The sequence below is a fragment of the Streptomyces iconiensis genome, from assembly GCF_028657195.3.
Classification (GTDB): Bacteria; Actinomycetota; Actinomycetes; order Streptomycetales; family Streptomycetaceae; genus Streptomyces; species Streptomyces iconiensis.
On the sequence record NZ_JANCPR020000070.1, the window covers coordinates 1 to 23,278 of the forward strand.

Consider the following 23,278-nt stretch of genomic DNA (forward strand, 5'->3'; position numbering starts at 1 on the left):
GCGCCTGCGTGCCGTACGACGTGAGCCAGGCCCCCGCGACGAGGAAGGCGAGGGACTTCGCCGCCGCGTGGGCCACCAGTTGCAGCGTGCCGCCACCGACGGAGCCGACACCGGCCGCGCACACCATGAACCCGATCTGCGCGCTGCTGGAGGCGGCGAGCAGCTGCTTGAGGTCGGTCTGCGCGACGGCGACCAGGCCCAGCGCGAGCGCGGTGAGGGCACCGGCCCACGTCACCACGTCGGCGCCCCAGCCGGAGTCCCGCAGCGCGGGCGCGTACCGCAGGAGCAGATAGGCACCGGCCACGACCATCGTCGCTGAGTGCAGCAGCGCCGAGACGGGCGCGGGGCCGCGCATGGCGCTGGACAGCCAGAAGCTGAACGGGAGTTGGGCCGACTTGCCCAGCGCCGCCAGGATCACTCCGGCCAGCGCGAGATCCCGCCAGCCCCAGCCCTCCCCCCAGCCCCCGCCGCTGCCGCCTGCGGCGAGCGCGGCACCGGCTGCCACGTACAGGCCCAGGTCGGTCGCGCGAGTGGTCACGAACGCGGTGTTCGCGGCCGACACCCGCGCCGGGTCACGCCACACGTAGCCGATCAGCGCCCAGGAAGCCGCGCCCATGACCTCCCAGCCCATGAGGAGCAGGGGAAGTCCCGTGGCCGTCACGGTGACGAGCATCGCGCCCGAGAACAGGAGCATCAGCCCGTGGAAGCGCGCGGGCGCGGCACGGGACGAGCTGTCGGCGCCGCCGGCGGAGAAGGCGAGTACGGCGGTGGTGACGGCGGTGACGGTCACGGCCATGACGGCGGACAGCCCGTCGACGGCGAGCCCGGCTGGCAGCCCGGCGAGCAGCGGTGCCGAAGCCTCGGGCCGGGTCACGGCCGCCACGCAGGCAAGGCCCAAGGAGAGCACCGCGCTCGCGACGCCGGCCACCGGAGCGGCGCGGTCGGCGGCACGTCCGACGACGGCGAGGAGCGTACCGGCGGTGAGCGGCAGCGCGACGAGCGCCCACAGCAGCGCGCTCACTCCTTCAACTCCGCCGCCATGTCGGTCATGTCGACCTCCCGCGTGCGGAAGAGCGCCGTGACGACGGCGAAGCCGACCGCCATCTCCACGGCCATCACCGTCACCGCGACGACGACCAGCACCTGCGCGTCGGCGCCGGCGAAGAGGAAGTGCCATACGGCTGCGGCAGCGACGATGACGCCGCCCAGCATCAGTTCCAGGCCCATCATCAGCATCACCACGCTCTGCTGGCTCAGCACCCCGTACAGCCCGACGCTGAAGAGCGCGGCGGCGAGGAGGAGAAACACGTCGAGGCTCATGAGGGGTCCTCCCGCCCGTGCGGGTGCGCCGGGCTGCCCGTCTCGCGCGGGTGCGCCGGGTCCTGCCGCCCGTGCGAGGGCGTCAAGTCCTCCCGGCTGTGCGCGTGCGGCGAGTCCTCCCGCACGTGTGGGCGCTCCGGGGCGGCCTCCTGCTCGTGCGGGCGCTCCGGCGCCTCCGTCTCGTCCGGGTGCTCGGGGCCCTTCGGTCCGTGCGGCGGTGCCGGTGTGCTGGGGCCGTACCGGCCGCGTGCCGTCGCCAGGGTCACCGTCGCGACGATCGCGGCGAACAGCGCGAGGCCCAGCGTCATCATCGTGAGCATGTGCGGTCCCATCAGGGCCCTGCCCAGGTCGTGCGTCGGATCGGCGGGGGCACGCGTACGGGAGACGGGCCACGGTACGAGGAAGATCCCGGCCGTGAGACCGGCGAAGACGAGGCCGCTGATGACGGCGGCGCCGCGTGCGTTGTGCACCATCGTCATCGGCATCAGGCCGCCGGGATTCATCATGAACATCACCATGAAGACCCCCATCAGGGCCATTTCGACCGTCATCATCAGCACGATGACGACGCCGAGATAGTCGAGCCCGAGCAGCAGCACCTCGCCGCCCACGCACAGCAGCGAGCCGAGCAGCGCATAGGTCGCGCGGGCCATCGAGTCGAACCGGAAGACCTGTACGGCGCAGATCACCGCCAGTACCGCCAGCACCACGGACACCACTCCGGCCCACACGCCACCGTCCGTCATCGCAGCACCACCACCACCGAGACGGCGAGCGCCTGGAGCAGCACCAGCGGCAGCAGCACCATCCAGGCCAGGCCCATGAAGCGGTCCAGGCGGAGCGTGGGCAGCGCGCGCCGTACGCCGATGAGCAGCGCGAGCACGGCCGCCGTCTTCACCACCGTCCAGGCCCACGCGGGCAGCAGGGGGCCGTGGCCGCCGCCGAGGAAGAGCGGAACGCTGAAGGCGGCGGCGACCACCAGCAGCAGCCAGCGGCCACCGAAGAACACCAGGCGGTCTACGCCGGAGAGTTCGGCGGCTGCGCCCTGTGCGGCGTCGGCGCCGACCGGCTGGTCGAAGGGCCCCCAGAAGGCCATCGCGAGGGCGCTCAGCAGATAGACCGCGAACGCGACCGGCATCCAGACCGCGAACCACAGGCCCTCCTGCGCCGCCACCACCTCGCCGACCCGCAGCGAACCGGCCCCGAGTCCGGCCGTCGTGAGCGCGAACATGTGCGGCAGCTCGTAGGCCAGGCCCAGTGCGAGGAACCGGTAGCCCCCGATCATGGAGAGCGCCGCGTTCGGGCCCCACCCGGTGAGCCAGACCGCCGCCCACGCCAGTGCCTCCATCGCGTTGAACCACACGATGCCGACGCCCGGGTCGCTGACGGCGGTGAACCCCAGCGGCAGCACGGCGCCGGCGAGCAGCGCAGCCGTGGGCAGCAGCGCCGTTCCGACGCGTACGAGGGCCGTGTCGGCGGCCTTCGTACGCCGCGCCGGCTGCCCGAGCAGTCGCCGGGCCTCGCGCAGCGGTGTCGCGGCCCGCGTGCCCCACACCCGCACCGAACCCGCGGGGCCGTACGCGGCCGAGGCGCCGAGCAGCGCGTCGAACCCGGCCGCCACGCATGCCGCGACCACCAGCATCACCGGCAGCGCGAGCACCGACCACCACGCGTCAGCCATGCGAAGGCCCCGAGCCGGCAGGTGCGGGCGCGTGCGGGTGTCCGTGTGCGTGCGCGGGGGCCGGTACGGCGTCGTCCAGGTCGGGGTCGAGGCTGGCGAGCACGAGGCGCGCGCACGCGAACTCCGCCCCCGCCAGCATCTCCGGCAGCGCGGCCAACAGCGGTGCGGAAGGCGGGTGTTGGGGCAACGCCGCGGAGTCGGGCGGCAGGGGACCGGTGTCCGTGAACAGGGCGGTCGAGCCGTCCGTCTCGTCCAGCCACACGCGGATACGGTCGTACACGTCGCCCGCGCCCTCCGACGCGGCGACCATCGCCGGCCCCGAGACGCCGAGGGCGCGCACCCGCGCGGCGGGGAGCTGGCCGAGGCCCCGCGTCAGCCAGCGGAGAGTACGGGAGCGGCGGACCCTCCGGGTGAGGGCGCTGAGGGCCCCGAGCACGGTGGGGTCCACCGGCCGGGATGCGGTGGCCGCGAGTACCGCGTCCCGCAACCGCCGTGCCCGCGCCGCCTGATCGGCCCACCCCGCGACCGCCAGCAGCCGCCCGAGGCTGTCGAGCCGCGCACCGCAACGACGCCGCGCGGCCTCACCGCACGTCACCTCCGCGCCGCGTGCCGCGCGGAGCCATGGCTCGTGCCAGTAGGCGGCCCCGCTCCCCGGCACGCCGTCCACGCTGCCGGCCACCGCCTCCTGGACCACGTCACCCTGCATCACCACCCGCAACACCAGCCCGGCGGGCCAGTCAGCCAGCCCGGGCCCGTACGCCAACTCCCACCGATCGAGCCGCAACCCGTCACGGTCGTCACCCCGTTCGGCCATGCCTTCCATGTGATGGCCGGCATGCCCTCCGTGGTCCCCGTGATTCCCGTGGTCGCCATGGCCCCCGTGCTGGCCGTGGCCCCCGTGCTCCGAGTGCGGGTCCTCGTGCCCCCCGTGCTCCCCGTGTTCCGAGTGCGGGCCCTCGTGCTCGCGGTGCTCCTCGTGCGCGGCGTGCTCCGAGTGCCCCTCGTCCTCGGCGTGTTCTGCCGGGCGTTGCGCCGGACGTTGCGCCGGGTGTTCCGCTCCCTGTCCCTCCAGGTGAACGGGGTGTGCCAGCAGGCCCGTTGCCGCCTGGTCCGGGGTGTGGAGCGCCACCAGGGTGCGGGGCGGCGGGAGTTGGGTGTGGAGGGTGGCGAGCCAGGGGGGTGTGGGGATGGGCGGAGGGCCGCAGAGGATGAGGAGGTCGGCGGCTGCGGGGGAGGGGGCGAGGGGCCAGGCGCGGCGGCGGAGTTCGCGTTCCGCGGCGAGGCGGATCTCCGTCGTGCCGGGCTGCGCGACGAGCAGTACGGTTCTCAGCTCCACCGCAGCGCCCCCTCACGCCACGCGTAAGTGACGCCGGCGAAGAGGATGCCGAGGAAGAGGAACATCTCGACGACTGCGGTTGTGCCCGTCTCGGCGACGACCCGGACCCACGGGTACATGAAGAGCATCTCCATGTCGAAGGCCAGGAAGATCATGGCGACCGCGTACCAGCGGACGTGGAAGCGGGAGAAGGCGTGTGCGGCGGGCGGGGCCCCGCCCGTGAACGGTCCGACCGGAGGCGCGTGTTCGGCGCCCCGCACTTCTGCCGTACCGAGCCGTCGCCGCGACAGAAGGGCGCCCGCGCCGTGGAGAACCACGAGCGCGGCGACGCCCACGCCCAGCAGCGCGAGCATCCGCTCCCACTCGTTCACCGTTCCGCTCCCTCCGCTCGCCCCCGCAGCAGCCGCCATGATCGGGCTGCCGGGCGACGAACGGCGTCAGGCGTGCCCGACCAGGCGACAAGCACGGCCGAACGGGTGACCATGTGCTCCCTGGCAAAACCCCCCGGGGGCAGGGCATGCCGTCAGAAGGAGTCGCCGTGCCAGTGGGTCGCGCCCGGGGCCTGCGGTGTCGGTGGGGCGGGAGAGGCGGCGCGAACGGGGCCGGGGGAGTGGAGCGCGCGGGACATCCCGGAGCGGTCCGTACGGCGGACGGGGCGCGGGACGAGGTGCGCGAGTGCCGGATCGGCTTCGGGAGTGAGGGGGAGGCCGGCGTGGGTGGGTCCGGAAGTCGGTGAACTCCCGCCCGCCGGCCGTGCGGAAGCGGGCGCCGCCGGTCCCGGCGATCATGGGATCGCCGGCTGAGTGATCGCCTGACAGGCGACTCCGCGAAGCAGGGCGGGCTCGGACAGCGCTGGTCAGCGGCGGTCTCTTGTCCGGGACGTGTCCGGACAGTGTCCCGGACAGTCCACAGCCTTGTTCGCCGTGCTGTCGACCGCGAACGTGTGGCCCGTCAGAGCACAACCCGGCCACGGAAGGGGATCCCCCATGCACGGCAAGCTGGAGGCAGTGGGAACCAGGCTCCTGGAGCGCTTCGTACCCTGGATCGACGCTTCGGCGGCGGCCCAGGACTGCTGGACCGAGTGGAAATGCGTCATCGGCTCAAGCGGTTGCAACGCCACCGACCACACGTGGTGGCAGACTCGGCGGGCCTGTTCCAACGGGTCCGCCACCGCCTGGGCGTTCCACAGTTGCTCCAACTGCCGCTGACCGTTGGGCTGACCATCCGATGCAGCAGTATCTGGAAGTCGCGGTCCGCACGCTGATCGGGACGGTGTTCCTCGCCTCGTTCCTCAGCAAGGCCAAGGGACGGCAGGCATACGGCATCTTCGTGGCGTCGGTGAGCGGCATGCGGGTACTGCCGCCGGTGTTGGTGCGCCCAGTCGCGGCAGGCGTCGTGGCCGGCGAGCTCCTCGTGAGCTTGCTGGCCACGACGCCATCCACCGTGGCCGGAGTCTTCGGACTCCTCGGCGCCACCGCACTCCTGGGCGGATTCGCACTGGCCATAGTGCTGGCCCGGCACCGGGGAGTGAGCGCCTCCTGTCGCTGCTTCGGGGCCTCGTCCGCTCCACTCGGAGTCCGGCACGTCGTGCGGAACAGCGTGCTGGGAGTCCTCGCGGTCATCGGCGCGGTGAGCGCGCCGGCCGACGGGGCGGTGCGCGTGGAGGCTGCCGTCACAGCGGCTCTGTGCGGTCTGCTGCTGGCTGCGGTTGTCATGGCGCTCGACGACATCGCTGCACTGTTCGTGCCCGCTTGACCTGAGCATGTACCAAGGAAACCAAGGGAGTTGACATGGCCTTCCTCGTGGCCGCAGTCGTGCTTGTGGGGCTGCTGTGCACACTGGACCTCGTCCTCACGGTGGGGCTGGTGAAGCGGCTGCGTGAGCACACTGCCCTGCTGGCGAGCGCTCGGCCCGGCACCGGGTACGAGCCGGTCGGCCCGGCACCCGGAGCCATAGCCGTAGGCGAGGACGTGGGCCCGTTCTCGGCGACCTCCGCGGATGGCACACAGGTGAGCCGGGGCACCGTCACGGGCGAGACCCTGGTGGCCTTCTTCTCGCCCGGATGCGCACCGTGCAAGGACGAGGTACCCCGGCTCGTCCGGCACCTCAGGGCCTCCGGTCTCAGCCGCGACGCGGCCTGGGTCGTCGTCGTGGGGGACGCCGGGGAATCCACCGCCTTCGTAGGCGAACTCGGCCAGAGGGCCCGGGTTTTTGTCGAGCAGCCGGGCGGCGAGCTGTCCAGGGCATTCCGGACGTCCGCGTTCCCGACGGTGCTCCGGATGGCCCCGCGGCCCGGCGACGGCCCCGACGGCCGACGGTGCGTCATCACCTCGGACGACGTGCGACTCGACCGGTCAGCCTTCGTCGGCGCATGAGCCGGGACACCAGCTACGGCAACGGTGAGGCCCGGCCAGGGCCCGGCGATCGGCTCCGCTCATCCGCAGCGAGGGGGGTGGCCGCCGGAGCACTCGCTGTCCGGGCGGCACCCGGGGCCCTGGCACTGCATGTGGTGGTGGCGCTCGTCGGCGGCGCTCAGCCTGTGGTGATCGCCTGGCTCACCAAACTCGTACTCGATGATGTGGCCGCAGGAGCGCGAACGACCACCCTGCTCCCACTGGCCGCGGGTCTGGCCGCCGCCGGATTCGTCGCGGCTGTGCTGCCCCAGTTGACGCAGTACCTGCGCGCCGAGCTCAACCGCGCTGTGGGACTCCTCGCTCAGGACCGCCTGTTCGGCGCCGTTGACAGGTTGGTTGGCCTCGCCCTGTTCGAGGACCCGCGTTTCCTGGACCGGGTGCGGCTCGCCCGTGACGCGGGAGGGTCGGGACCTGGCCAGGTGGTGGACGGCACCATCGGTCTCCTCCAGGCGATGATCACCATCACCGGGTTTCTCGCCTCCCTGTTGCTGCTCAGCCCGATGATGACCGGTCTGGTCCTGTTGGCCGGGGTACCGACCCTGGCAGCCGAACTCGCGCTGTCCCGCCGCCGGGCCCGTATGTACTGGGACATCGGCCCCGTCGAGAGACGCGAGCTGTTCTACAGCCAGCTGCTCACCAGCGTGGAAGCGGCCAAGGAGATACGGCTGTTCGGCATCGGTACGTTCCTTCGCGGCCGTATGCTGGCCGACCGCCGCAGCGCCAACATCTCCCTGCGGAGCATGGACCGCAAAGAGGCCATGGTCCAGTCGGGTCTCGGGGGTTTCGCCGCGCTGGTGGCGGGGGGCGGATTGCTGTGGGCGGTGTCCGCCACCCGGTCCGGTGGGCTCTCGGTCGGCGATGTAGCGATCTTCGTGGCGGCTGTGGCCGGTATCCAGGGCGCCGTCGCCGTACTTGCCCTGGAGATCGCCCGCACCCATCAGTCGCTGCTCATGTTCGACCACTATCTGTCCGTCATCCGCTGCCCGCCCGATCTCCCCGTCTCCCCGCACCCCCGAGCCCTGCCGCCGCTCCGGGACGCCATCGAGTTCCGGGACGTCTGGTTCCGTTACTCTCCCGAGCACGCCTGGACCCTCCGGGGCGTCAGCCTCCGTGTCCCGTGCGGGAAGGCGCTGGCGCTCATCGGGCTGAACGGGGCGGGCAAGTCCACCCTGATCAAACTGCTGTGCCGGTACTACGACCCCACGCACGGAGAGATCCTGTGGGACGGGACGGATCTGCGCGAGATCGATCCGGCTGAGCTGCGCCACCGTATCGGTGCCGTCTTCCAGGACTACATGGAGTACGACATGACGGCCGCCGAGAACATCGCCCTGGGCGACCTGACCTCACTCGACGACCGCGAACGCATCCACACCGCCGCACGCCGGGCAGACCTGCACGACCGGCTGACGGAGCTGCCCCGCGGGTACGACACCCTGCTGTCCCGGATGTTTTTCATGGACATGGACATGGACAGGGACACGGGCTTGAGCGAGGACGGCGAGCAGGACCCGCCGCAGACCGGCCTCGAACTCTCTGGCGGCCAGTGGCAACGGCTCGCCCTGGCCAGGGCCTTCTTACGGGACCAGCGCGATCTCATGATCCTCGACGAGCCGTCCGCCGGCCTGGACGCCGAGGCCGAGGCCCAGATCCACTCCTCGCTCAGCCGATATCGCACCGGGCGGACCAGTCTGCTGATCTCCCATCGGCTCGGTGCGGTACGCGACGCCGACGTGATCGCCGTCCTCGTGGACGGGCGGATCCAGGAGCAGGGGGATCATGCCTCGCTGACGGCGATGGGGGGCGAGTACGCCAGGCTCTTCGCACTCCAGGCATCCGGTTACCGGGACAGCGCGACAGACAACCACGAGGTGCGAGGCACATGTTGAGCAGAACCCTGCTGACGGCCGGGGGTATCGCCGCGGGCGTCTGTCTACTCGTACCCGCGGCCCTCCGCCGGGGACTGGCCGCAGTGACCGTCCAGGGAAGCAGCATGGAACCGACGTACCAGCACGGGGACCGCGTGCTGGTACGTCACGCCCGCAACGTCTCGGCAGGGCAGATCGTCGTGGTGGAACGCCCTACGCCGCAAGGTCATTGGCCCGCGCCGCCTCTGCGGCGCGGCGGAGGCGGCGATGCCCTCCCCGCGCAGCGGGAGTGGCTGATCAAACGGGCTGTGGCCACATCTGGCGACCCGGTACCGCACGATCTGACCGGCGCCCTGCGCACGGCTCCTGGCGGCCGTGTGCCGCCAGGAGCCGTGGTACTGCTCGGTGACAGCCCGGAGAACGGCTTCGACTCCCGCCTGGTGGGCTTCTTCCCGCTGGACCGGATACTGGGCACGGTGCTGTGCGCCTTCCCCCATCACGACCCCGGACGTATCTGAGTCTCGGCATGGGTCGCCGGGACCGCGCCGCCTGCGCCTCTTTGGCGCCCGCCCTCTCCTCGGGCGCGGGTTACCGCGCCGAGTAGGCGCCGTCCACGAGGTGGTAGCTGCCCTGGACGAAGGAGGCGCGGTCCGAGAGGAGGAAGGCGGTCAGCTCGGCCACCTCCTCGGACGTGCCGAGGCGGCCCTGCGGGTGGAGGGAGATGAGGCGGTCGCGCATCGGGTTGTCCGTCTCGCGCAGGAGCGGGGTGTCGATGAAGCCGGGGCCGACGGCGTTGACGCGTACGCCTTTGTCCGCGTATTCGAGCGCGGCGGTCTTCGTCAGGCCGACGATCGCGTGTTTGGCGGCGACGTAGGCGGGTGCGCCGGCGAAGCCGTTGGTGCCGAGGATCGAGGACATGTTGACGATGGCGCCGCTGCCCGCCTGCGCCATGACGGGGAGTTCATGGCGCAGGCAGTAGAAGACGCCGCTCAGGTTGGTGGCGATGACGCGGTCCCAGGCCGCGATGTCGTACTCGCCCGTGGGCAGGGACGGGCCGCCCACGCCCGCGTTGTTCACGGCGAGGTCGAGCGAACCGTAGGTGTCGGTGGTGAAGCGGACCGCCTGGCGTACCGAGTCGGGGTCGGTGACATCCATGACCAGGGGTTCGGCCCTGCCGCCCGCGGTCTCCAGCTCGCCGGCCGCGAGTTGGGCCCCGTCGGCGTCGTAGTCGGCGACCACGACGGCGGCGCCGCTGTGCGCCAGGCGCCGCGCGACCGCCAGCCCGATGCCCGAGGCGGCGCCGGTGACCAGCGCGGCCTTGCCCTCGAATTCGAGGCTCATACGACGTGACCTCCTGTTGGCGACCCCGCGCCCCCTCTCGCCACGGTCCCCGCCCCCTGAGCGCCCCGCAGGCACACGGGCACCATCCGGGTGAGGGGCGGGGCCCCGGGCCGAGGGCGAGGGCGGCGCGTAAGGGACCTTCGGCGCCGGACCTGACGGGCGCCGTACGCGTCCCGGCTCCTCCTGGTACGCACTCTTGTTCGGGGTGGGGCGCGGGTTCACAATCGCGCGAAGGGCGACGTACGGGAGGGGATGTCATGGGTGAGGCAGGGGCAGGGACAGGGACGGGTGCAGGAACAGGGGCAGGGACGGGTGCAGGGGCGAGGGCCGGGCGGAGAGCCGTGCTGGCGACGGCGGCCGGTGCCGCTGTCGTGGCCGGGACGGGGTTCGGGGCGCAGCCGGCGGCAGCCGCGCGGCAGGGGGTCGCCGGTCAGCGGCCGGACCGCGAACTGCGGGAGCTGCTACGGGAGATCGACCCGCGGCGGATCGAGGCGACCGTCAGAAAGCTGGCCTCGTTCGGGACGCGGCACACCCTCTCGGTACAGGACGACCCGCAGCGGGGCATCGGCGCGGCCAGGGACTGGATCCGCGACCGGATGGTGGAGTACGCGAAGGCGTCCGGCGGCCGGATGACCGTGGAGCTGCAGTCGTACGTACAGGAGCCGGCCAACCGCGTCCCGGTGCCGACCCGCATCACGAACGTGATCGCCACCCTGCGCGGCGGCGCCGACCCCGGCCGCGTCCACGTCGTATCCGGGCACTACGACTCGCGTGCCAGCGATCCCATGGACGCCACCAGCGACGCGCCGGGCGCCGACGACGACGCCTCGGGCGTCGCCGTCGTGCTGGAACTGGCCCGCGTCATGGCCCGCAGGCGTCCCGCCGCGACGCTGGTGTTCGCGGCCGTCGCGGGCGAGGAGCAGGGGTTGTACGGCGCGAACCACATGGCTGAGGTCTTCGAGGCGAAGGGCACGCGGGTGCGTGCGATGTTCACCAACGACATCGTGGGCAGCCCGACCGCCGACGACGGTGAGCGGGACCCGCGCACCATACGGCTGTTCGCCGAAGGGGTACCGACCTCGGAGACCCCGGAGGAGGCCGAGACCCGCCGCTCGGTCGGCGGCGAGAACGACTCGGCCTCGCGTCAACTGGCCCGTTTCGTACGGGATGTGGCCGACGTCGGGAACAACGACGCCACCGGTATGCGGGTCCGTGTCATCTACCGCCGCGACCGCTATCTGCGCGGCGGCGACCACATCCCGTTCCTCGAACGCGGCTACCCGGCGGCCCGGTTCACCGAGCCGGCCGAGGACTACGCGCATCAGCACCAGGACGTGCGGGTCGAGAACGGCAAGCAGTACGGGGACCTGCCCGAGTTCTGCGACTTCGGCTACATCGCGCGGGTGGCACGCGTGAACGCCGCCGCGCTGTGGTCCCTCGTGCAGGCCCCGGAGGCCCCGCGCGGCGCGAAGATCGTCACCAGCGCGCTCACCAACGACACCGAGCTGGTGTGGGAGAGCCCCGAACCGGGGCACGGCCCGCGCCCCGTGCGCTACGAGGTGGTCTGGCGCGAGACCACAGAGCACGAGTGGACACACGTACGGAACGTGGGAAACACGACCCGGCACACCGTCGAGCTGTCCAAGGACAACGTGTTCTTCGGGGTCAGGGCGGTGGGCCCCGGCGGCCACCGCAGCCCTGTCGCCTTCCCCGCGCCCCAGCGCTGAGCCGGAGGCCGCCGGGCCACCGGTCTCACTCCGGTTGAGCCGGGGTGAGACCGGCCCGGCGCTGTGGTTACTGTCGTTCCCGTACAGATGATCACCGCCAGGGAAGGAGCCGCCGTGCGGCGTGCGGACAGCGGGAACGGCGAGGACGGCGGGAACGGCACCCGGGAGGGAGCCGGCGTTCCAGGCGGAGGCGGAGGCGGAGGCGAAGGCGCAGGCGGGGACGGCGCGGACCGTACGGGCGAGGCGGATGGTGCGCCGCAGGGCCCGGACTCCTGGGCGCCCGCCATCGTCAGCAGCGAACCCGGCACGTTCGCGTACGACGTGTGGCACAAGCGGCATCCCGCGCTCTTCCAGCGCCTCAAGGAAGCCCTGCCCTACGGGCCGGCGCGGCGCGACGCGCTCGACGCGCTGCTGGAGGAGACGCTGAGCGGCACCCTCACGCCACTGCCGTCCGACGCCGACGAGGCGTCCCTGTGGAACGGGCCCTGGGACAGGGGCCACTACGGCAAGGGCTGGACCGAGGCGCCCTTCCTGTGGGCCGAGAGCTACTTCTACCGGCGGCTGCGCGGCGCCACCGGATACGCGTACGACGGAGCCGGGAGCGGCGGCACCGCGGGTGACCGCGCCTGGCGCGGTGTCGACCCGTTCGCACCGTTCAAGGAGGCCGAACTGGTGGGCAGCGCCGTCGAGGGGCAGCTCGCCGCGCTCGACACGCTGGAGGAAGCACTCGTCGACGAGCGCACCGACGCGCTGCTCCTCGGCGCGCTCTGGGGCAACCGCGCCGACCTCGGCTTCCTCATCACGGCGGCGGAGAGCGAGGGCGACCGCCCCCTCGTCGCCGACGACCGCGACGCGCTGCGCGCCCTGCTGCGGACCACCGAGGAGCGCGGCGGGCACGTCGTGCTCGTCGCCGACAACGCGGGCCGCGAGCTGATCCCCGATCTGCTGCTCGCCGCGCACCTGCTGGACAGCGGCCGGGCCTCGACCCTCGCGCTGCACGTCAAGCCGCACCCGTACTACGTCTCCGACGCCGTCACCAGCGACGTGCTGGCCGCGCTGCGCCGGATCGCCGCCGCTCCCGGCGCCGCGGGCCGCGCGGGCCACCGGCTGTGGGCCGCGCTGGAGGAGGGGCGGCTGGAGATCCGGACGGCCGCTTTCTCCTGCGCCCCGCTCACCTATGACGCCATGCCGGAGGCGCTGCGCGCCGAGTTCGCCTCGGCCGCGCTCACCGTCTTCAAGGGGGATCTCAACTACCGCCGCCTGGTCGGCGACAGGCACTGGGCACCGACCACACCGTTCGCCGACGTCACGGCGTACTTCCCCGGCCCCGTCGCCGCGCTGCGCACCCTCAAGTCCGATGTGGCCGTCGGCCTCGACGCCGCGACGGTCACGGCGCTGGACGGCTCGGGCGAGGCATGGCGCACGAATGGCGCGCACGCGCTGATCCATGTGCGCGACTGACGGCCCGCCCTGACCGCTACCGCCCGTGCCGCCTGCTCCGTCCGTTACCGCCGTACGGCCGGTCCAGGTTGCGGGAGTGTGGCCGCGCGCGTGACATGGCTGGAGACGGCTCCGGCCGACCCTGCCCGCATCCCGGAGGACCCAGCGCCATGAAACTTCTGCACCTGGTAGCCCGTCCGCTCATCGGTTCGATCTTCCTCACCGCCGGCGTCCAGGTGCTGCGCTCGCCGGAGCCGCCTGCCGGCGCCGCGGAGGCGCTGCTCGCCAAGGTGCGCGGTGCCCTGCCCGCCTTCCCCGAAGACGATGTCGCCGTCGTACGGGCCAACGCCGCCGTCCACGTCGTCGCCGGTGGACTGCTCGCGCTCGGCAAGGCGCCCCGGCTGGCCGCGCTGGCGCTCGCCGTCTCGCTGGTGCCGACGATGCTGGCGGCGCACTCCTTCTGGGAGTACGACGAGCAGGGCGAACGTGACAGCCACCGCCTGGAGTTCGCGAAGGACGCCGCCGTGCTCGGCGGGCTGCTCGCCGTCATCAGCGACGCGAGGCATCTGGCGCGCGAGCGCGTATGGCGGGAGAAGGCGCGTAACCTGCGCAGGCGGCAGATCCTCAGCAACGCGCCGTCAGCCCTCCGTCGACGGGTAGACACACCCCATTGACGTAGGCGGCCTCGTCGGAGGCCAGGAAAACCGCGGCTGCCGCCACGTCCCACGGGCTGCCCATACGCCCCGTCGGGCTGGCCGCGTCCCGCCGGGCGCGCACCTCGCCGGGGTCACTGCCGGCCGCCGCGATCTGCTGCGAGACCAGCGGCGTGTGGATCAGGCCGGGCAGCACCGCGTTGACCCGTATGCCCTCGGCCGCGTGCCGGAGCGCCAGTGAGACGGTGAGCTGGTTGACGCCCGCCTTTGCGGCGCTGTAGCCCGGGTACTCGTAACCGGTGTCGCGGATCGCGGCGATCGAGGACACGTTCACCACGGCCCCGCCGCCCGCGCGGCGCATCAGCGGCAGCACGTGCTTGCAGGTGAGGAAGACCGAGGTCAGGTTGGTACGCAGCCCGGCGTCCCACGCCGCGAGACCGGTACAGGTCAGCGCATCCGTACGGGCGACGCCCACGTTGTTGTGCAGCACCGTGGGCGGGCCGAGCCGCCCGGCAGCGGCGGTGACGGCGGCGGCTACCTGGTCCTCGTCGGTCACATCGGCGGCCGGCGCCGGCGCCGTTCCGCCCTCGTCCGCGATCAGTTCGGCCGTGCGCCCGGCCTCGTCCGTACGCAGGTCGACGGCCGCCACCCGGGCGCCCTCGCGGGCGTAGGCGAGGGCAGCTGCCCTCCCGTTGCTCATCCCCTCGCCGCTCGACCCGGCGCCGAAGACCAGCGCCACCTTCCCCGCCGGCCGCCCGCCCTCGCTCATGACCCACCGCTCCCTCCCGTGCGCACGTCCCATGTGCTGAACTCCGGTCCCGTGTGCGGGAGTCCGGCTCCGTGTGCTGGGGTCCGGCCCCTTGTGCCGGACCCGGCGAGTATCGGTTCCGCCGGGTGCTCCGGGGCACCGCAGCGCGTGGGGAGTCGGCGCGACGGATTTCTCGTTCTGTAGAAATCGCCTGGTCGGAGCCCCTTCACGGCGGCCGGAACGGCAGGCAGGATCACCTTTCGAGGGGGCGCAGCCGTACCGGAGGAAGGGACAGCAGCGGAGAGCGAGTCGCAGCGCATGGTCGACGCGCTGGCCGAACGCATCGGCAGATCCGCCGCCGTCAACGATCCGGACTGTCATCTCCTGTGCGCCGGCAGGCACTTCGGCGACGAGGACGAGGTGCGCGTACACGCCGTGCTCCAACGGGACGCCGGCAGCGCCGTCATCGGACACTTCATGGCCCAGTGCGTCACCCGCTGGAGAACGCCCGGCACCATCCCCGCACGCCCCGACCTGCGGATGCGCGCCCGCTACTGCGCGCCGATCCGCTGGCACGGCACACTCCTGGGCCTGCGCACTCTCGCTGTGACCGGGCCGATGGCCTCTGAGCCCGCGGGTCGCGGTTGAGCACGCGGGTTCCGGTGGGTGAGCGCCGAGTGGTGACCAGCCCGTGCCGGTGCTGCCGGCCGGAGAAGAGCCGGCACGTCGGGCACGCAGGGGATGTGTCGGGGGGTCTCGGGGGCTCGGAGGTGTCAGGGACGCCGTCACACTTGGCCGGTGCGATCCGTCAGACGGGCAGAACGCGCACAACGCCGCGTTCGCACTCAGTCCGACTGATCACAGGGGAGAACGTCATGAGGCTCAGCAAAGCGGTAGGCCGTGCCGCGGTCGTAGGCATCGCCACCTTGGCGACATTCGGTGTCAGCACGACCACCGCCTCGGCCGGAGTCACCCAGTCCATCCGTACCGAGCGGGCCGGGGCGTGGTTCTACCACTACGGCGACGTACTCGTCGCCTCCGACTACAAGAAGGACGGGATCGGCGCCAGGGCCATTCTCACGTGGGGCGGCAACAAGGTGGTCGTCACCGCCAACGGAGGCGTGAACGACAGCGAGGAGAAGGACCTCAACATCAAGGAGGGCACGACAGTGTGGCTCCAGCTCTGTTACACCGGCGGCAGCACGAGCTGCAGCGCGGTGCAGAAGGGCATCGCGTAGGGCGCGAGCCGTTGGCGGGCACCCTGGGGCCCCGGCGCCTCCGTGCGTTCGGCGTATGCGTGTGGAAGCCGCGCGAGACCCACACGGCCGACATGGAGGCCGACCCGGTGGAGTGAGCCGGGCCGCTGCCGTGTCGGTGAGCCGTAACCGTCCAGGGCCGCTGAACACCCGTGAGCCGCTGGGCACTTCGGGGCCCGGTGCGCGTGCTGGGAGCCCGGGGACGGGGCCCCGCGTCGGGCAGAGGAGTCGACGTGCAGCGGGGTCAGGATCCGGCGGCGGACGTGTGGCGAGCCAACTCGGTGGCCAGGCGTCGCATGACCGTGCGGTTGGCGCGTCGGATCGTGGCCCGGACGGCGAGCGCCAGGAGGCGTTCGGTCAACGGGGCGCGCGTCCAGGCGTACGTGAACGACACATGGCTCCCACCGTCGCGCAGCGGCTCGATGGTGTAGGTGCCGTGGGCCAGGCGCCGGCCGGCCGCGCTGACGTTCCGTTCGACGATGCGCCGCGGTGGGTCGGCCTCGACGACCTCGATGGTGACGTCGGTCTTCGTGCCGCCCAGCGCGGCCGTGACCGTGGCGCACGATCCGACGCCGCGGCCGGGGCCGCTGTAGCGCCATCCGGTCAGGTAGTGGTTGGTGAATCGCTCGTGGTGTGCCATGACATCGAGGAAGTCGTAGACCTGCTCGGGCGTCTGCGGTACGTCGGTCGACACGGTTACAGGCTTCATGTACCACACGGTACATAGGGCATGTACCAATTGGTACGCTCCTGCTGTGGTGAATACGGACGGCTCACACCCGGAGAGCGAAGCAGCGCCCGGCACGGACGGGGACCGGCGCGCTCAATTGGTGAACGCGGCCACCGACTACGTCGCGGCGCACGGCATCGCGGACCTGAGCCTGCGTGGCTTGGGCGCCGCGATCGGCGTCAGCCACCGCATGCTGATCCATTATTTCGGCTCCAAGGAACACCTGCTCATCGAGATCGTCCGGACGTCGGAGCAGCGCCAGCGTGATCTGCTGTCCCGGCTCCGTCTGGAACCCGGCCTCTCTCCCGCCGATGTCGCGCGGCTCCTCTGGCAGCAACTGACGGACCCTCGACTGGCCGGTCAGGAGCGGCTGTTCTTCGAAATCTACGGGTACGCGCTGCGCGGCCGTCCCGAGGCCGCCCCGGTCCTCGAAGGGCTCGTGAACGACTGGCTGGAGCCGCTCGTGGCCGCCGAGGTCGCCGCGGGGGCGGACCCCGCCGTGGCCCGCAACCGTGCCAGGCTGGGAGTCGCCACCGTCCGCGGCCTGCTGCTCGACCTGCTCGCCACCGGTGACCGCGCCGGTGTCAACGCGGCGATGGAGGACTTCCTCCGGCTGTATTACGGCTCGAAGTGACGGAGTCGCCGATCAGGCCCTGTGGTTCGGCAGGACGGCGACCCTCGTTCGGCAACGGTCGCCGAGGCGGACGTGCTCCGGGCGCTGAAGGCTCGCGGCAGCGAGCGGGGGCGCTGCGGACGGCCGGGGCCCGCGCGGTGCGGGACGCGTTCAGGGCTGCCGGGGCGGGGTGAGCGTGATCCGGTGCGTGGTCTCCCGCTCGACGCGCTCGCGCGAGTAGACGAGCGGGAACGCGCCGTCGGACGCCCAGTCGGCGAACAGGTCGGCGTAGTGCGGGATGCGTGGATCGCCTGACTGGCCGGGCGCGTTCATCGCCAGCGAGCCGTCCCAGGCGCCCACGTCCACCACCATGCGGAAGCTCGCGCCGCCGTTCTGCCGGAAGTCCGCCAGGTAGGAGGCGGCGCCCACCGTGTCACCGCTGCCACCGCGCGGCAGCGGGCCCACCTCGGCCCACGCGGGCAACTCCCCGCCGTCCGGAGGCAGTCCGGTGAGCGGGTGGCGCGGCTGCGCGCGGTGCAGGGTGCCCCATGACCAGGCGGCCGGGTCGGCACCCAGCAGCTCTTCCGTCTCGTCCACCGCCTCGGCGAGGCTCGCCAGCAGCGCGGGGCCCAGGGTGCCGTCCGGGTCAGGCGCTGCCAGCAGCCGCATGTCCACCCGCGCGTCCGTCGAGGCGCCCTCGGCCGGCAGCACCCGCTTGAGGGCCTCCTCCACCCGGCCCTCGCCCACCAGCGGAAGCAGCGCCCTGCGCAGCAGAGCGGGGCGCAGATGGCGCCGGTACCAGATCTCGAACAGCGCGGCGGCAGCCGAGTCGGCCGTCAGCTCAGCGTCCCAGCGGCGCAGCAGGTCCAGCGCGGCACGTACCCGGGGCTCCGTGCTCTCCAGCCCCGCCAGCAGCGGCAGCACGTGACGCGCCGGCAGGCTCACATGGTCCGTCTGGAGCCGCACGCACTCCTCGGCCGTCCACCCGTCGTGCGCCGCCAGCGCCTCGGCGCAGCGCTCGTAGCGTGTGGGCGCGTACCAGTCGTGGGTGACGGGCTGTTCGCCGTGCGGGTAGCCGGGCGGCAGGTTCATCTGGTTCGCCGTCGCGAACCAGCCCTCCTCCGGGTCGCGTACGGAAGGCAGCGCGCCCGGATCCAGGAAGCCGTCCCACTCGTACCGCCCGTCGCCCGGAACCGGCAGCGTCCCGTTCCAGCCCCGCCGCACCGGTACCCGGCCCGCCGGGAGCCAGCCCACGGTGCCGTCGGGCGCCGCGTACACCTGGTTCTCGCCGGGCGCTCCCCAGCGGCCCATCGCCGCCGTGAACGCGTCGGGCGAGTCGGCGTCCATGTACCCCGCACTGCCCAGGTAGGGCGCCATGCCGGGGCCGAGCCACGCCGCGCGCACCGCGAACGCCGCCTGCTTTTCGGGGAGTTCGCGGACGACGGGGCCGTGCCGCGTGAACCGCAGTTCGGTCTCCACCGGCTCACCGCCGCGTACGGGGATCGTCTCGTTCACGCATGTCATGTGCTCCCAGCCGTCGCCGTACGCGTACGCGTGCGGGTCGCGCGGGTGCGTCCGGTACACGTACAGGTCTTCCTGGTCCACGGGGAAGATCGTGAACCCGAACGCGACGTGTCCGTTGTGCCCGATCGACACCCCCGGCAGCGCGGGTTCGCCGGCGCCGATCACATCCAGGCCGGGGGCCGAGAGATGGGCGAGGTAGCGGAGCGAGGGCAGGGTGACCGCGCGGTGCGGATCGTTCGCCAGCAGCGGGCGGCCGGTCGCCGTACGGCCGGGCGAGAGCACCCAGTTGTTGCTGCCGTCCAGGTCCTGCCGGGGCGCCGCGCCTTCGGACCACGGGGATGTGGTGGCGAGGTGGTACGTGCGCAGGACGTCGTCGGGGATGACGTCCAGATCCAGGCCCTCGGGAACGGTGAGATCGGTGTCCGGCTCCCTGACCTTCCTGAGGTCCTCGACGTCCCTGCCGAAGTCCCTGAGCGTGAGGGAGCGCGCCACCTCGTCCTGGAGGTTGTAGAAGAGGCCGTGGCTGCGGATTCTCGCCACGTCCTCCGCCTCCCAGTACGCGGGCGGATACCCGAGCCGCGCGAACTCCGGCGGCAGCGGGCTCGTCTCTCCGTGCCGGTCCCGTCCCTCTCCCGGCAGAGGGGACGCCGGGTGCGGGGCTCCCTCGCGGCACAGCGCCACATACGCGTTGATGCCCGCGACGAAGGACCGGGTCATGGCCTCCGTACCGGGCCCGTAAGCCGCCCACTCCTCGGCCATGTCACCCCGGTACAGGAACAGCCGCGCCGCACGGTCGTGTTCGACGTACCGCTCGCCGAACACCTCGGCCAGCAGCCCGAGTCCGCGGCGGCGCCACAGGTCGAGCTGGAAGAGGCGGTCGCGGGCCGCGTTGAAGCCCTGGGCGAGAAAGAGGTCGGCGCGTGAGGAGGCGTAGAGGTGCGGGATGCCCCAGCGGTCGACGAGGATCTCGACGGGCGAGCCGAGGCCCGGTACGTCGTAGCTGGTGGCGTCCGTCATCGGGCCGCCTCCGCGTGCACTTGGACACCGCCGACGTACGTCGCCCGTACGGGAATGGCCGCGATGCCGCGGGGGTCCTCGGTGAGCGGGTTGCCGCCCAGCACGGTGAAGTCGGCGAGGTAGCCGGGTGCCAGCCGCCCCTTCGTGTCCGCCGTGCCCTCGGCCTCGGCGGAGCCGAGGGTGAAGACGCGGAGCGCTTCGGCCGGCGTGACGCGCTGCGAGGGGCCGACGGGTTCGCCGTCGTCGATGCCCTCGCGGGTGACCATGGACTGGAGGCCGAGCAGCGGCTCGTAGGGCCCGCAGGGGTAGTCGGAGGAGCCGGCGACGGTGACCCCTGCGTCGAGGAACGCACGGTGCGCGAACATGCGTTCAGTGCGCTCGTGCCCGTACCAGCGGTTGAGCGCGCCCCCGTGGTAGGCGGGGTAGCCCGCGAAGGGTACGGCGATGGCGCCGAGCGTCTTCATCCGGGAGAGGATCATGCCGTCCACGACCGTGCAGTGCTCGATGCGGTGCCGCAGCCCGGGGCGCGGAACGTCGCGCGCCGCGGCCTCGAAGGTGTCCAGGACGAGGCGGATGGCGGCGTCGCCGTTGGCGTGGACGCCGATCCTGTTGCCGTCCGAGTGCACCTCGTGCACCTGCGCCGCCAACTCCTCCGTGGGGGTGGTCTGCAGGCCGCGGTCACCGTCGGGCGAGTCGGCGAACGGCTCGGACAGCAGGCAGGTGCGCCCGCCCACGGCCCCGTCGAGAAACGCCTTCACACCGACCAGCCGCAGCAGGTCGTCCCCGAAGCCGCTGCCGACGCCCAGTGCGCGTGCCTTCGGATAGTGGTCGATGGACAGCAGCATGCCGGTGCGCAGCGTGAGCCCGCCACGTGCCCGCGCCTCGCGCAGCAGCGCGATGTCGTCGGGTGCGATGAGCGCGTCGGTCACCGAGGTGAGCCCGGCCGCGTGCCACAGCTCCTGTGCGCGCGCCAGCCCGCGCAGCCGGTCCTCGCGGGTGCTGGGCGCGAGCGGGGAGGTCCCGCGCGCGGTCGCCGGGTAGACGAGGTTCATCATCGCGCGCTCGATCAGCCTGCCGTCCAGCCGCCCGTCGGGGCCGCGCCCGAAGTCGCCGCCGTCCGGTGGCACGGTGTCCTCGTCGATACGGAAGGCGCGCAGCGCGGCCGAGTTGGCGACGCCCCAGTGCCCGGCCACATGCACCACCAGCGTGGGATGCTCCGGCGCTGCCCTGTCCAGGTCCCAGCGGGTGAGGCGGCCCGTCTTGACGTCGTCGTAGCGGCTGCCGCGTATCCAGGCGCCTGGCGCGGTGCGCGCGGCCTCGTCCCGCACCTGCCCCAGGAGGTCGTCCGTGCCGCGCACGGCGGCTGCCGACAGGTCCAGGTGCAGCAGGTCCTCGGCCGCCATGGCGAGGTGGATGTGCGCGTCGTTGAGGCCGGGCACGACGGTCGCGTCACCGAAGTCGACCTCTTCGGCGCCGGGGAAGCGGTCGCGGAGCGCGGCGACCGAGCCGGTTGCCCGTACCCTGCCGTGCGCGACGGCGAACGCCTCGGGTTCCGGGCCGCCTTCCGGCTGCTGGGTGACGAGACGGGCCGCGCGGTAGAGCACGGGGCGCGTCTCGTTGAACGGTGTGCCTGTCATGCCGACTCCTTCGCTGTCGGTGCGTCGGCGGGCCCGTCCGTACGCGCCGTACGCGAGGGCCCGGGGCTCGCGTAGGTCACCGCGCAGGTGACGAGGAGGTTCGCCGCGAGCGCGAGGACGCCGCCGTTGACGCCGTAGTACGGGTCGTTGTCCGTCCACCACAGCAGCAGCACCACCGCGAGCCCCGTGAACATGCCCGACACCCCGGCCGCCGCCGTCATCCGCCGCCAGAACAGGGACAGCAGCGCCAGCGGCACGATCTGCGCCAGGCCCTCGTACGAGAGGACGGAGAGCTGGACCAGTGTGTTCGGGTAGAAGAGGCTGCCGGCCAGCGCGACGAGGCCCGCGAGGAAACAGACCAGTTGGGACAGCCGCTTGGTGCGTACGTCGTCGCTGTCGCCCGCCCTGCCCTCCTTGCGTGCGCGGCTGCGCGGGTCCGCGCCGTTGCCGCCGCCCAGCAGGGTCCGGCCGCACAGCGTGCCGATCGCCAGCATGAACACGCTCATCGGCACGATCGCCGACAGCGCGCCCGCCACCCCGATGACGGCGACGACGGGGGAGGGGAGCGAGTCGGTCACCAGGCGGAACAGCGCCAGGTCGGGGTTGCCGAGCGCGGGCAGCGCGAACAGCGCGACGGCGCCGACCATCATCGGGATGAACAGCAGGAGTTGGTACCACGGCAGCAGCAGCGCGTTGCGGCGCAGCGCGTTGGGGCTCTTCGCGCTGAGGTAACCGGCGACCGTCGTCGGGAAGATGGAGATCGTCACGGCGTTCAGCAGCAGCGTCGAGACGAACCAGGTGCCGTCGAGACCGCCCGAGTCGTGCCCGGGGAAGGTCAGCCACTCCGGCTTCTCGGTCACCATCCGTGTCATGAAGTCCCCGAAGCCGTCGAGGTAGTGCATCGGCACCCACACCGCGAGGAACACCACGGCGAGGATCACCAGCACGTCCTTGAGCACGCTCACCCACGCCGAGCCGCGCAGCCCCGAGACCAGGATGAACGCCTCGGCGACGACGAACGAGATCACCGCTGCGACATGCAGATCGACGCTGCCGTACGTCATCGCGTTGACCACCACACCCATGCCCTGGATCTGCACCTGGATGTAGGGAACGATGAAGACCGTCGCCGTGATCGCGACGAGGATGCCCACCGGGCGCGACCTGAACCGGTGTTCGGCCATGTCCGCGATCGACAGCAGCTTGTGTCTGCTCGCGTACGTCCACAGCGCGGGGCCCACCACGTACGCCACGGCGAAGCCGACCGTCAGATAGGCGACCAGGTACAGGATCGGCACACCGTAGGAGTACGACCAGCCCGCGGTACCGAGGAACGAGAAGCTGGTATAGGTCTCACCGGCCATCAGCAGCCAGATGAACAGCACCCCGAGGCCGCGGCTGGAGACCGACCACTCGGCCATCCCCTTGTCCCGTCCCCTGGCGCTCAGCACCCCGATGGCGAGCGTCGCCACCATCGCCAGCCCGAAGATCGTCGTCGCGATCGCCGCCGACCCGCTCATCGTGCGCCCTCCGCTTCGTCGTCCACGGGCAGGGGCTCGACCGCGCCCTCCTTGAACACCGGGTCCAGGCGCGAGACCACCCAGATGATGATCGGGCTCACGATCGTCGCGCCGATGATCCACGCGAGGAGGAACGGAATCCCGAAGACGCGGGGTTCGATGCTGTTCGCCACGACGGGGGCAGCGCAGTACAGCAGGGCGGGGATCAGCAGCAGCCACAGCGCCGGCCGCTTGGCTCTGATACGGGGGAAGTCTTCCCCCTCCGGGGGGTGTGGGTCTGGCATGGCGCGTGCTCCTTGGACGGCGGTAGGACCATGATCTTGCCCCGGCGCTTCCCTTCCGCTTCTCGCGGGGGAGAGCTGCCCCGTGTGCCCCCCTTCTGTTCGGGCTCGCTCGCGTTCTGTCCAGCTCGCCCGCGCTCGTCCCCAAGCGCCGGGGGCACCTCCCGGCCGA

At 72.2% G+C, this 23,278-nt stretch carries 23 protein-coding genes and 1 pseudogene; 11 read left to right on the top strand and 13 right to left on the bottom strand.

Going from position 1 to position 23,278, the window contains the following annotated elements; genetic code table 11:
- The 6 genes and pseudogenes from NMN56_RS39550 to NMN56_RS39575 all read right to left on the bottom strand — a co-directional run.
- Positions 1–1,021, bottom strand: a 1,021-nt coding sequence (locus tag NMN56_RS39550) for a proton-conducting transporter transmembrane domain-containing protein (protein ID WP_283742556.1), incomplete at its 3' end; no start/stop codon positions are given.
- Positions 1,018–1,320, bottom strand: coding sequence for an NADH-quinone oxidoreductase subunit NuoK (gene nuoK, locus NMN56_RS39555; RefSeq protein ID WP_274041508.1), 303 nt, complete (start codon positions 1,318–1,320; stop codon positions 1,018–1,020). The genes NMN56_RS39550 and nuoK, both read right to left, overlap by 4 nt.
- A gap of 236 nt (positions 1,321–1,556) precedes the next feature.
- Positions 1,557–2,066 (bottom strand): annotated as a pseudogene (locus NMN56_RS39560) (NADH-quinone oxidoreductase subunit J); the annotation flags it as partial.
- Positions 2,063–3,001 carry an NADH-quinone oxidoreductase subunit H gene (locus NMN56_RS39565; RefSeq protein WP_274041507.1) on the bottom strand — a complete coding sequence of 313 codons (939 nt, stop codon included), beginning with the start codon at positions 2,999–3,001 and terminating at the stop codon, positions 2,063–2,065. The pseudogene NMN56_RS39560 and the gene NMN56_RS39565, both read right to left, overlap by 4 nt.
- Entirely contained in the window at positions 2,994–4,337 is a 1,344-nt protein-coding gene (locus tag NMN56_RS39570; RefSeq protein ID WP_274041506.1) for a hypothetical protein, read from the bottom strand. Before NMN56_RS39570 ends, NMN56_RS39565 begins: the two co-directional genes overlap by 8 nt.
- Positions 4,328–4,690 (bottom strand): NADH-quinone oxidoreductase subunit A, encoded by a 363-nt coding sequence (locus tag NMN56_RS39575; RefSeq protein WP_274041553.1) that lies wholly within the window; start codon positions 4,688–4,690, stop codon positions 4,328–4,330. The genes NMN56_RS39570 and NMN56_RS39575 overlap by 10 nt, the downstream gene beginning before the upstream one ends.
- Before the next feature lie 633 nt (positions 4,691–5,323).
- Here NMN56_RS39575 and NMN56_RS39580 point away from each other — a divergent pair.
- The 5 genes from NMN56_RS39580 to NMN56_RS39600 are packed head-to-tail and all read left to right on the top strand — an operon-like array spanning position 5,324 to position 9,137.
- Positions 5,324–5,545, top strand: a complete 222-nt coding sequence (locus tag NMN56_RS39580; RefSeq protein WP_280842702.1) for a hypothetical protein — start codon at positions 5,324–5,326, stop codon at positions 5,543–5,545.
- A gap of 19 nt (positions 5,546–5,564) precedes the next feature.
- Positions 5,565–6,092 carry a MauE/DoxX family redox-associated membrane protein gene (locus tag NMN56_RS39585; protein ID WP_274041505.1) on the top strand — a complete coding sequence of 176 codons (528 nt, stop codon included), beginning with the start codon at positions 5,565–5,567 and terminating at the stop codon, positions 6,090–6,092.
- Between the two features lie 35 nt (positions 6,093–6,127).
- A complete protein-coding gene (locus NMN56_RS39590; RefSeq protein ID WP_274041504.1) occupies positions 6,128–6,712 on the top strand; it encodes a TlpA family protein disulfide reductase in 585 nt (194 codons plus the stop codon).
- Positions 6,709–8,640: an ABC transporter ATP-binding protein gene (locus tag NMN56_RS39595; protein WP_274041503.1), complete on the top strand. Its 1,932-nt coding sequence runs from the start codon at positions 6,709–6,711 to the stop codon at positions 8,638–8,640. The genes NMN56_RS39590 and NMN56_RS39595 overlap by 4 nt, the downstream gene beginning before the upstream one ends.
- Complete coding sequence (locus tag NMN56_RS39600; RefSeq protein ID WP_274041502.1) at positions 8,634–9,137, top strand: S26 family signal peptidase; 504 nt, start codon at positions 8,634–8,636, stop codon at positions 9,135–9,137. Before NMN56_RS39595 ends, NMN56_RS39600 begins: the two co-directional genes overlap by 7 nt.
- Before the next feature lie 70 nt (positions 9,138–9,207).
- On the opposite strand, the gene NMN56_RS39605 is transcribed toward NMN56_RS39600, so the two are convergent.
- Positions 9,208–9,960 (bottom strand): SDR family NAD(P)-dependent oxidoreductase, encoded by a 753-nt coding sequence (locus tag NMN56_RS39605; RefSeq protein ID WP_274041501.1) that lies wholly within the window; start codon positions 9,958–9,960, stop codon positions 9,208–9,210.
- A gap of 341 nt (positions 9,961–10,301) precedes the next feature.
- Here NMN56_RS39605 and NMN56_RS39610 point away from each other — a divergent pair, with 341 nt between their 5' ends.
- From NMN56_RS39610 to NMN56_RS39620, 3 genes are all read left to right on the top strand, one after another.
- On the top strand, positions 10,302–11,687 hold the full coding sequence (locus tag NMN56_RS39610) for a M28 family metallopeptidase (protein WP_274041500.1): 1,386 nt from the start codon (positions 10,302–10,304) through the stop codon (positions 11,685–11,687).
- A gap of 87 nt (positions 11,688–11,774) precedes the next feature.
- Positions 11,775–13,148 carry a damage-control phosphatase ARMT1 family protein gene (locus tag NMN56_RS39615; RefSeq protein ID WP_283742557.1) on the top strand — a complete coding sequence of 458 codons (1,374 nt, stop codon included), beginning with the start codon at positions 11,775–11,777 and terminating at the stop codon, positions 13,146–13,148.
- 149 nt (positions 13,149–13,297) lie between these two features.
- Positions 13,298–13,801 carry a DoxX family membrane protein gene (locus tag NMN56_RS39620; RefSeq protein ID WP_274041498.1) on the top strand — a complete coding sequence of 168 codons (504 nt, stop codon included), beginning with the start codon at positions 13,298–13,300 and terminating at the stop codon, positions 13,799–13,801.
- Here the strand turns inward: NMN56_RS39620 and NMN56_RS39625 are convergent.
- Complete coding sequence (locus NMN56_RS39625; protein ID WP_274041497.1) at positions 13,752–14,549, bottom strand: SDR family NAD(P)-dependent oxidoreductase; 798 nt, start codon at positions 14,547–14,549, stop codon at positions 13,752–13,754. The genes NMN56_RS39620 and NMN56_RS39625 overlap by 50 nt on opposite strands.
- 297 nt (positions 14,550–14,846) lie before the next feature.
- Between NMN56_RS39625 and NMN56_RS39630 the strand changes: the two genes are divergently transcribed.
- Together NMN56_RS39630 and NMN56_RS39635 are read left to right on the top strand one after the other, a co-directional pair.
- Positions 14,847–15,176 (top strand): hypothetical protein, encoded by a 330-nt coding sequence (locus NMN56_RS39630; RefSeq protein WP_274041496.1) that lies wholly within the window; start codon positions 14,847–14,849, stop codon positions 15,174–15,176.
- Positions 15,177–15,403: 227 nt separating this feature from the next.
- Positions 15,404–15,766: a hypothetical protein gene (locus NMN56_RS39635; RefSeq protein ID WP_274041495.1), complete on the top strand. Its 363-nt coding sequence runs from the start codon at positions 15,404–15,406 to the stop codon at positions 15,764–15,766.
- Between the two features lie 262 nt (positions 15,767–16,028).
- Here the strand turns inward: NMN56_RS39635 and NMN56_RS39640 are convergent, their stop codons facing one another.
- On the bottom strand, positions 16,029–16,493 hold the full coding sequence (locus tag NMN56_RS39640) for an SRPBCC family protein (RefSeq protein WP_274041494.1): 465 nt from the start codon (positions 16,491–16,493) through the stop codon (positions 16,029–16,031).
- A gap of 46 nt (positions 16,494–16,539) precedes the next feature.
- On the opposite strand from NMN56_RS39640, the gene NMN56_RS39645 reads away from it, so the two are divergent.
- Positions 16,540–17,148: a TetR/AcrR family transcriptional regulator gene (locus NMN56_RS39645; protein WP_274041493.1), complete on the top strand. Its 609-nt coding sequence runs from the start codon at positions 16,540–16,542 to the stop codon at positions 17,146–17,148.
- A 150-nt stretch (positions 17,149–17,298) separates the two neighbouring features.
- On the opposite strand, the gene NMN56_RS39650 is transcribed toward NMN56_RS39645, so the two are convergent.
- From NMN56_RS39650 to NMN56_RS39665, 4 genes are read right to left on the bottom strand one after another with little or no spacing between them, the layout of a single operon-like run.
- Positions 17,299–19,668 (bottom strand): penicillin acylase family protein, encoded by a 2,370-nt coding sequence (locus NMN56_RS39650; RefSeq protein WP_274041491.1) that lies wholly within the window; start codon positions 19,666–19,668, stop codon positions 17,299–17,301.
- Positions 19,665–21,305 carry an amidohydrolase gene (locus NMN56_RS39655; protein ID WP_274041490.1) on the bottom strand — a complete coding sequence of 547 codons (1,641 nt, stop codon included), beginning with the start codon at positions 21,303–21,305 and terminating at the stop codon, positions 19,665–19,667. The genes NMN56_RS39650 and NMN56_RS39655 overlap by 4 nt, the downstream gene beginning before the upstream one ends.
- The gene (locus NMN56_RS39660; protein WP_274041489.1) at positions 21,302–22,825 is read right to left on the bottom strand and encodes a sodium:solute symporter family protein; all 1,524 of its coding nucleotides are present in this window, start codon (positions 22,823–22,825) and stop codon (positions 21,302–21,304) included. Before NMN56_RS39660 ends, NMN56_RS39655 begins: the two co-directional genes overlap by 4 nt.
- On the bottom strand, positions 22,822–23,109 hold the full coding sequence (locus NMN56_RS39665) for a DUF3311 domain-containing protein (protein WP_274041488.1): 288 nt from the start codon (positions 23,107–23,109) through the stop codon (positions 22,822–22,824). Before NMN56_RS39665 ends, NMN56_RS39660 begins: the two co-directional genes overlap by 4 nt.
- Positions 23,110–23,278 lie beyond the last annotated feature (169 nt).

Excerpts from the sequence above, each read along its gene's own strand:
- nuoK (WP_274041508.1), bottom strand. The coding sequence starts at position 1,320 with ATGAGCCTCGACGTGTTTCTCCTCCTCGCCGCCGCGCTCTTCAGCGTC.
- NMN56_RS39565 (WP_274041507.1), bottom strand. The coding sequence starts at position 3,001 with ATGGCTGACGCGTGGTGGTCGGTGCTCGCGCTGCCGGTGATGCTGGTG.
- NMN56_RS39575 (WP_274041553.1), bottom strand. The coding sequence starts at position 4,690 with ATGCTCGCGCTGCTGGGCGTGGGCGTCGCCGCGCTCGTGGTTCTCCAC.
- NMN56_RS39580 (WP_280842702.1), top strand. The coding sequence starts at position 5,324 with ATGCACGGCAAGCTGGAGGCAGTGGGAACCAGGCTCCTGGAGCGCTTC.
- NMN56_RS39585 (WP_274041505.1), top strand. The coding sequence starts at position 5,565 with ATGCAGCAGTATCTGGAAGTCGCGGTCCGCACGCTGATCGGGACGGTG.
- NMN56_RS39590 (WP_274041504.1), top strand. The coding sequence starts at position 6,128 with ATGGCCTTCCTCGTGGCCGCAGTCGTGCTTGTGGGGCTGCTGTGCACA.
- NMN56_RS39595 (WP_274041503.1), top strand. The coding sequence starts at position 6,709 with ATGAGCCGGGACACCAGCTACGGCAACGGTGAGGCCCGGCCAGGGCCC.
- NMN56_RS39600 (WP_274041502.1), top strand. The coding sequence starts at position 8,634 with ATGTTGAGCAGAACCCTGCTGACGGCCGGGGGTATCGCCGCGGGCGTC.
- NMN56_RS39605 (WP_274041501.1), bottom strand. The coding sequence starts at position 9,960 with ATGAGCCTCGAATTCGAGGGCAAGGCCGCGCTGGTCACCGGCGCCGCC.
- NMN56_RS39615 (WP_283742557.1), top strand. The coding sequence starts at position 11,775 with ATGATCACCGCCAGGGAAGGAGCCGCCGTGCGGCGTGCGGACAGCGGG.
- NMN56_RS39620 (WP_274041498.1), top strand. The coding sequence starts at position 13,298 with ATGAAACTTCTGCACCTGGTAGCCCGTCCGCTCATCGGTTCGATCTTC.
- NMN56_RS39625 (WP_274041497.1), bottom strand. The coding sequence starts at position 14,549 with ATGAGCGAGGGCGGGCGGCCGGCGGGGAAGGTGGCGCTGGTCTTCGGC.
- NMN56_RS39630 (WP_274041496.1), top strand. The coding sequence starts at position 14,847 with ATGGTCGACGCGCTGGCCGAACGCATCGGCAGATCCGCCGCCGTCAAC.
- NMN56_RS39635 (WP_274041495.1), top strand. The coding sequence starts at position 15,404 with ATGAGGCTCAGCAAAGCGGTAGGCCGTGCCGCGGTCGTAGGCATCGCC.
- NMN56_RS39640 (WP_274041494.1), bottom strand. The coding sequence starts at position 16,493 with ATGAAGCCTGTAACCGTGTCGACCGACGTACCGCAGACGCCCGAGCAG.
- NMN56_RS39650 (WP_274041491.1), bottom strand. The coding sequence starts at position 19,668 with ATGACGGACGCCACCAGCTACGACGTACCGGGCCTCGGCTCGCCCGTC.
- NMN56_RS39655 (WP_274041490.1), bottom strand. The coding sequence starts at position 21,305 with ATGACAGGCACACCGTTCAACGAGACGCGCCCCGTGCTCTACCGCGCG.
- NMN56_RS39660 (WP_274041489.1), bottom strand. The coding sequence starts at position 22,825 with ATGAGCGGGTCGGCGGCGATCGCGACGACGATCTTCGGGCTGGCGATG.
- NMN56_RS39665 (WP_274041488.1), bottom strand. The coding sequence starts at position 23,109 with ATGCCAGACCCACACCCCCCGGAGGGGGAAGACTTCCCCCGTATCAGA.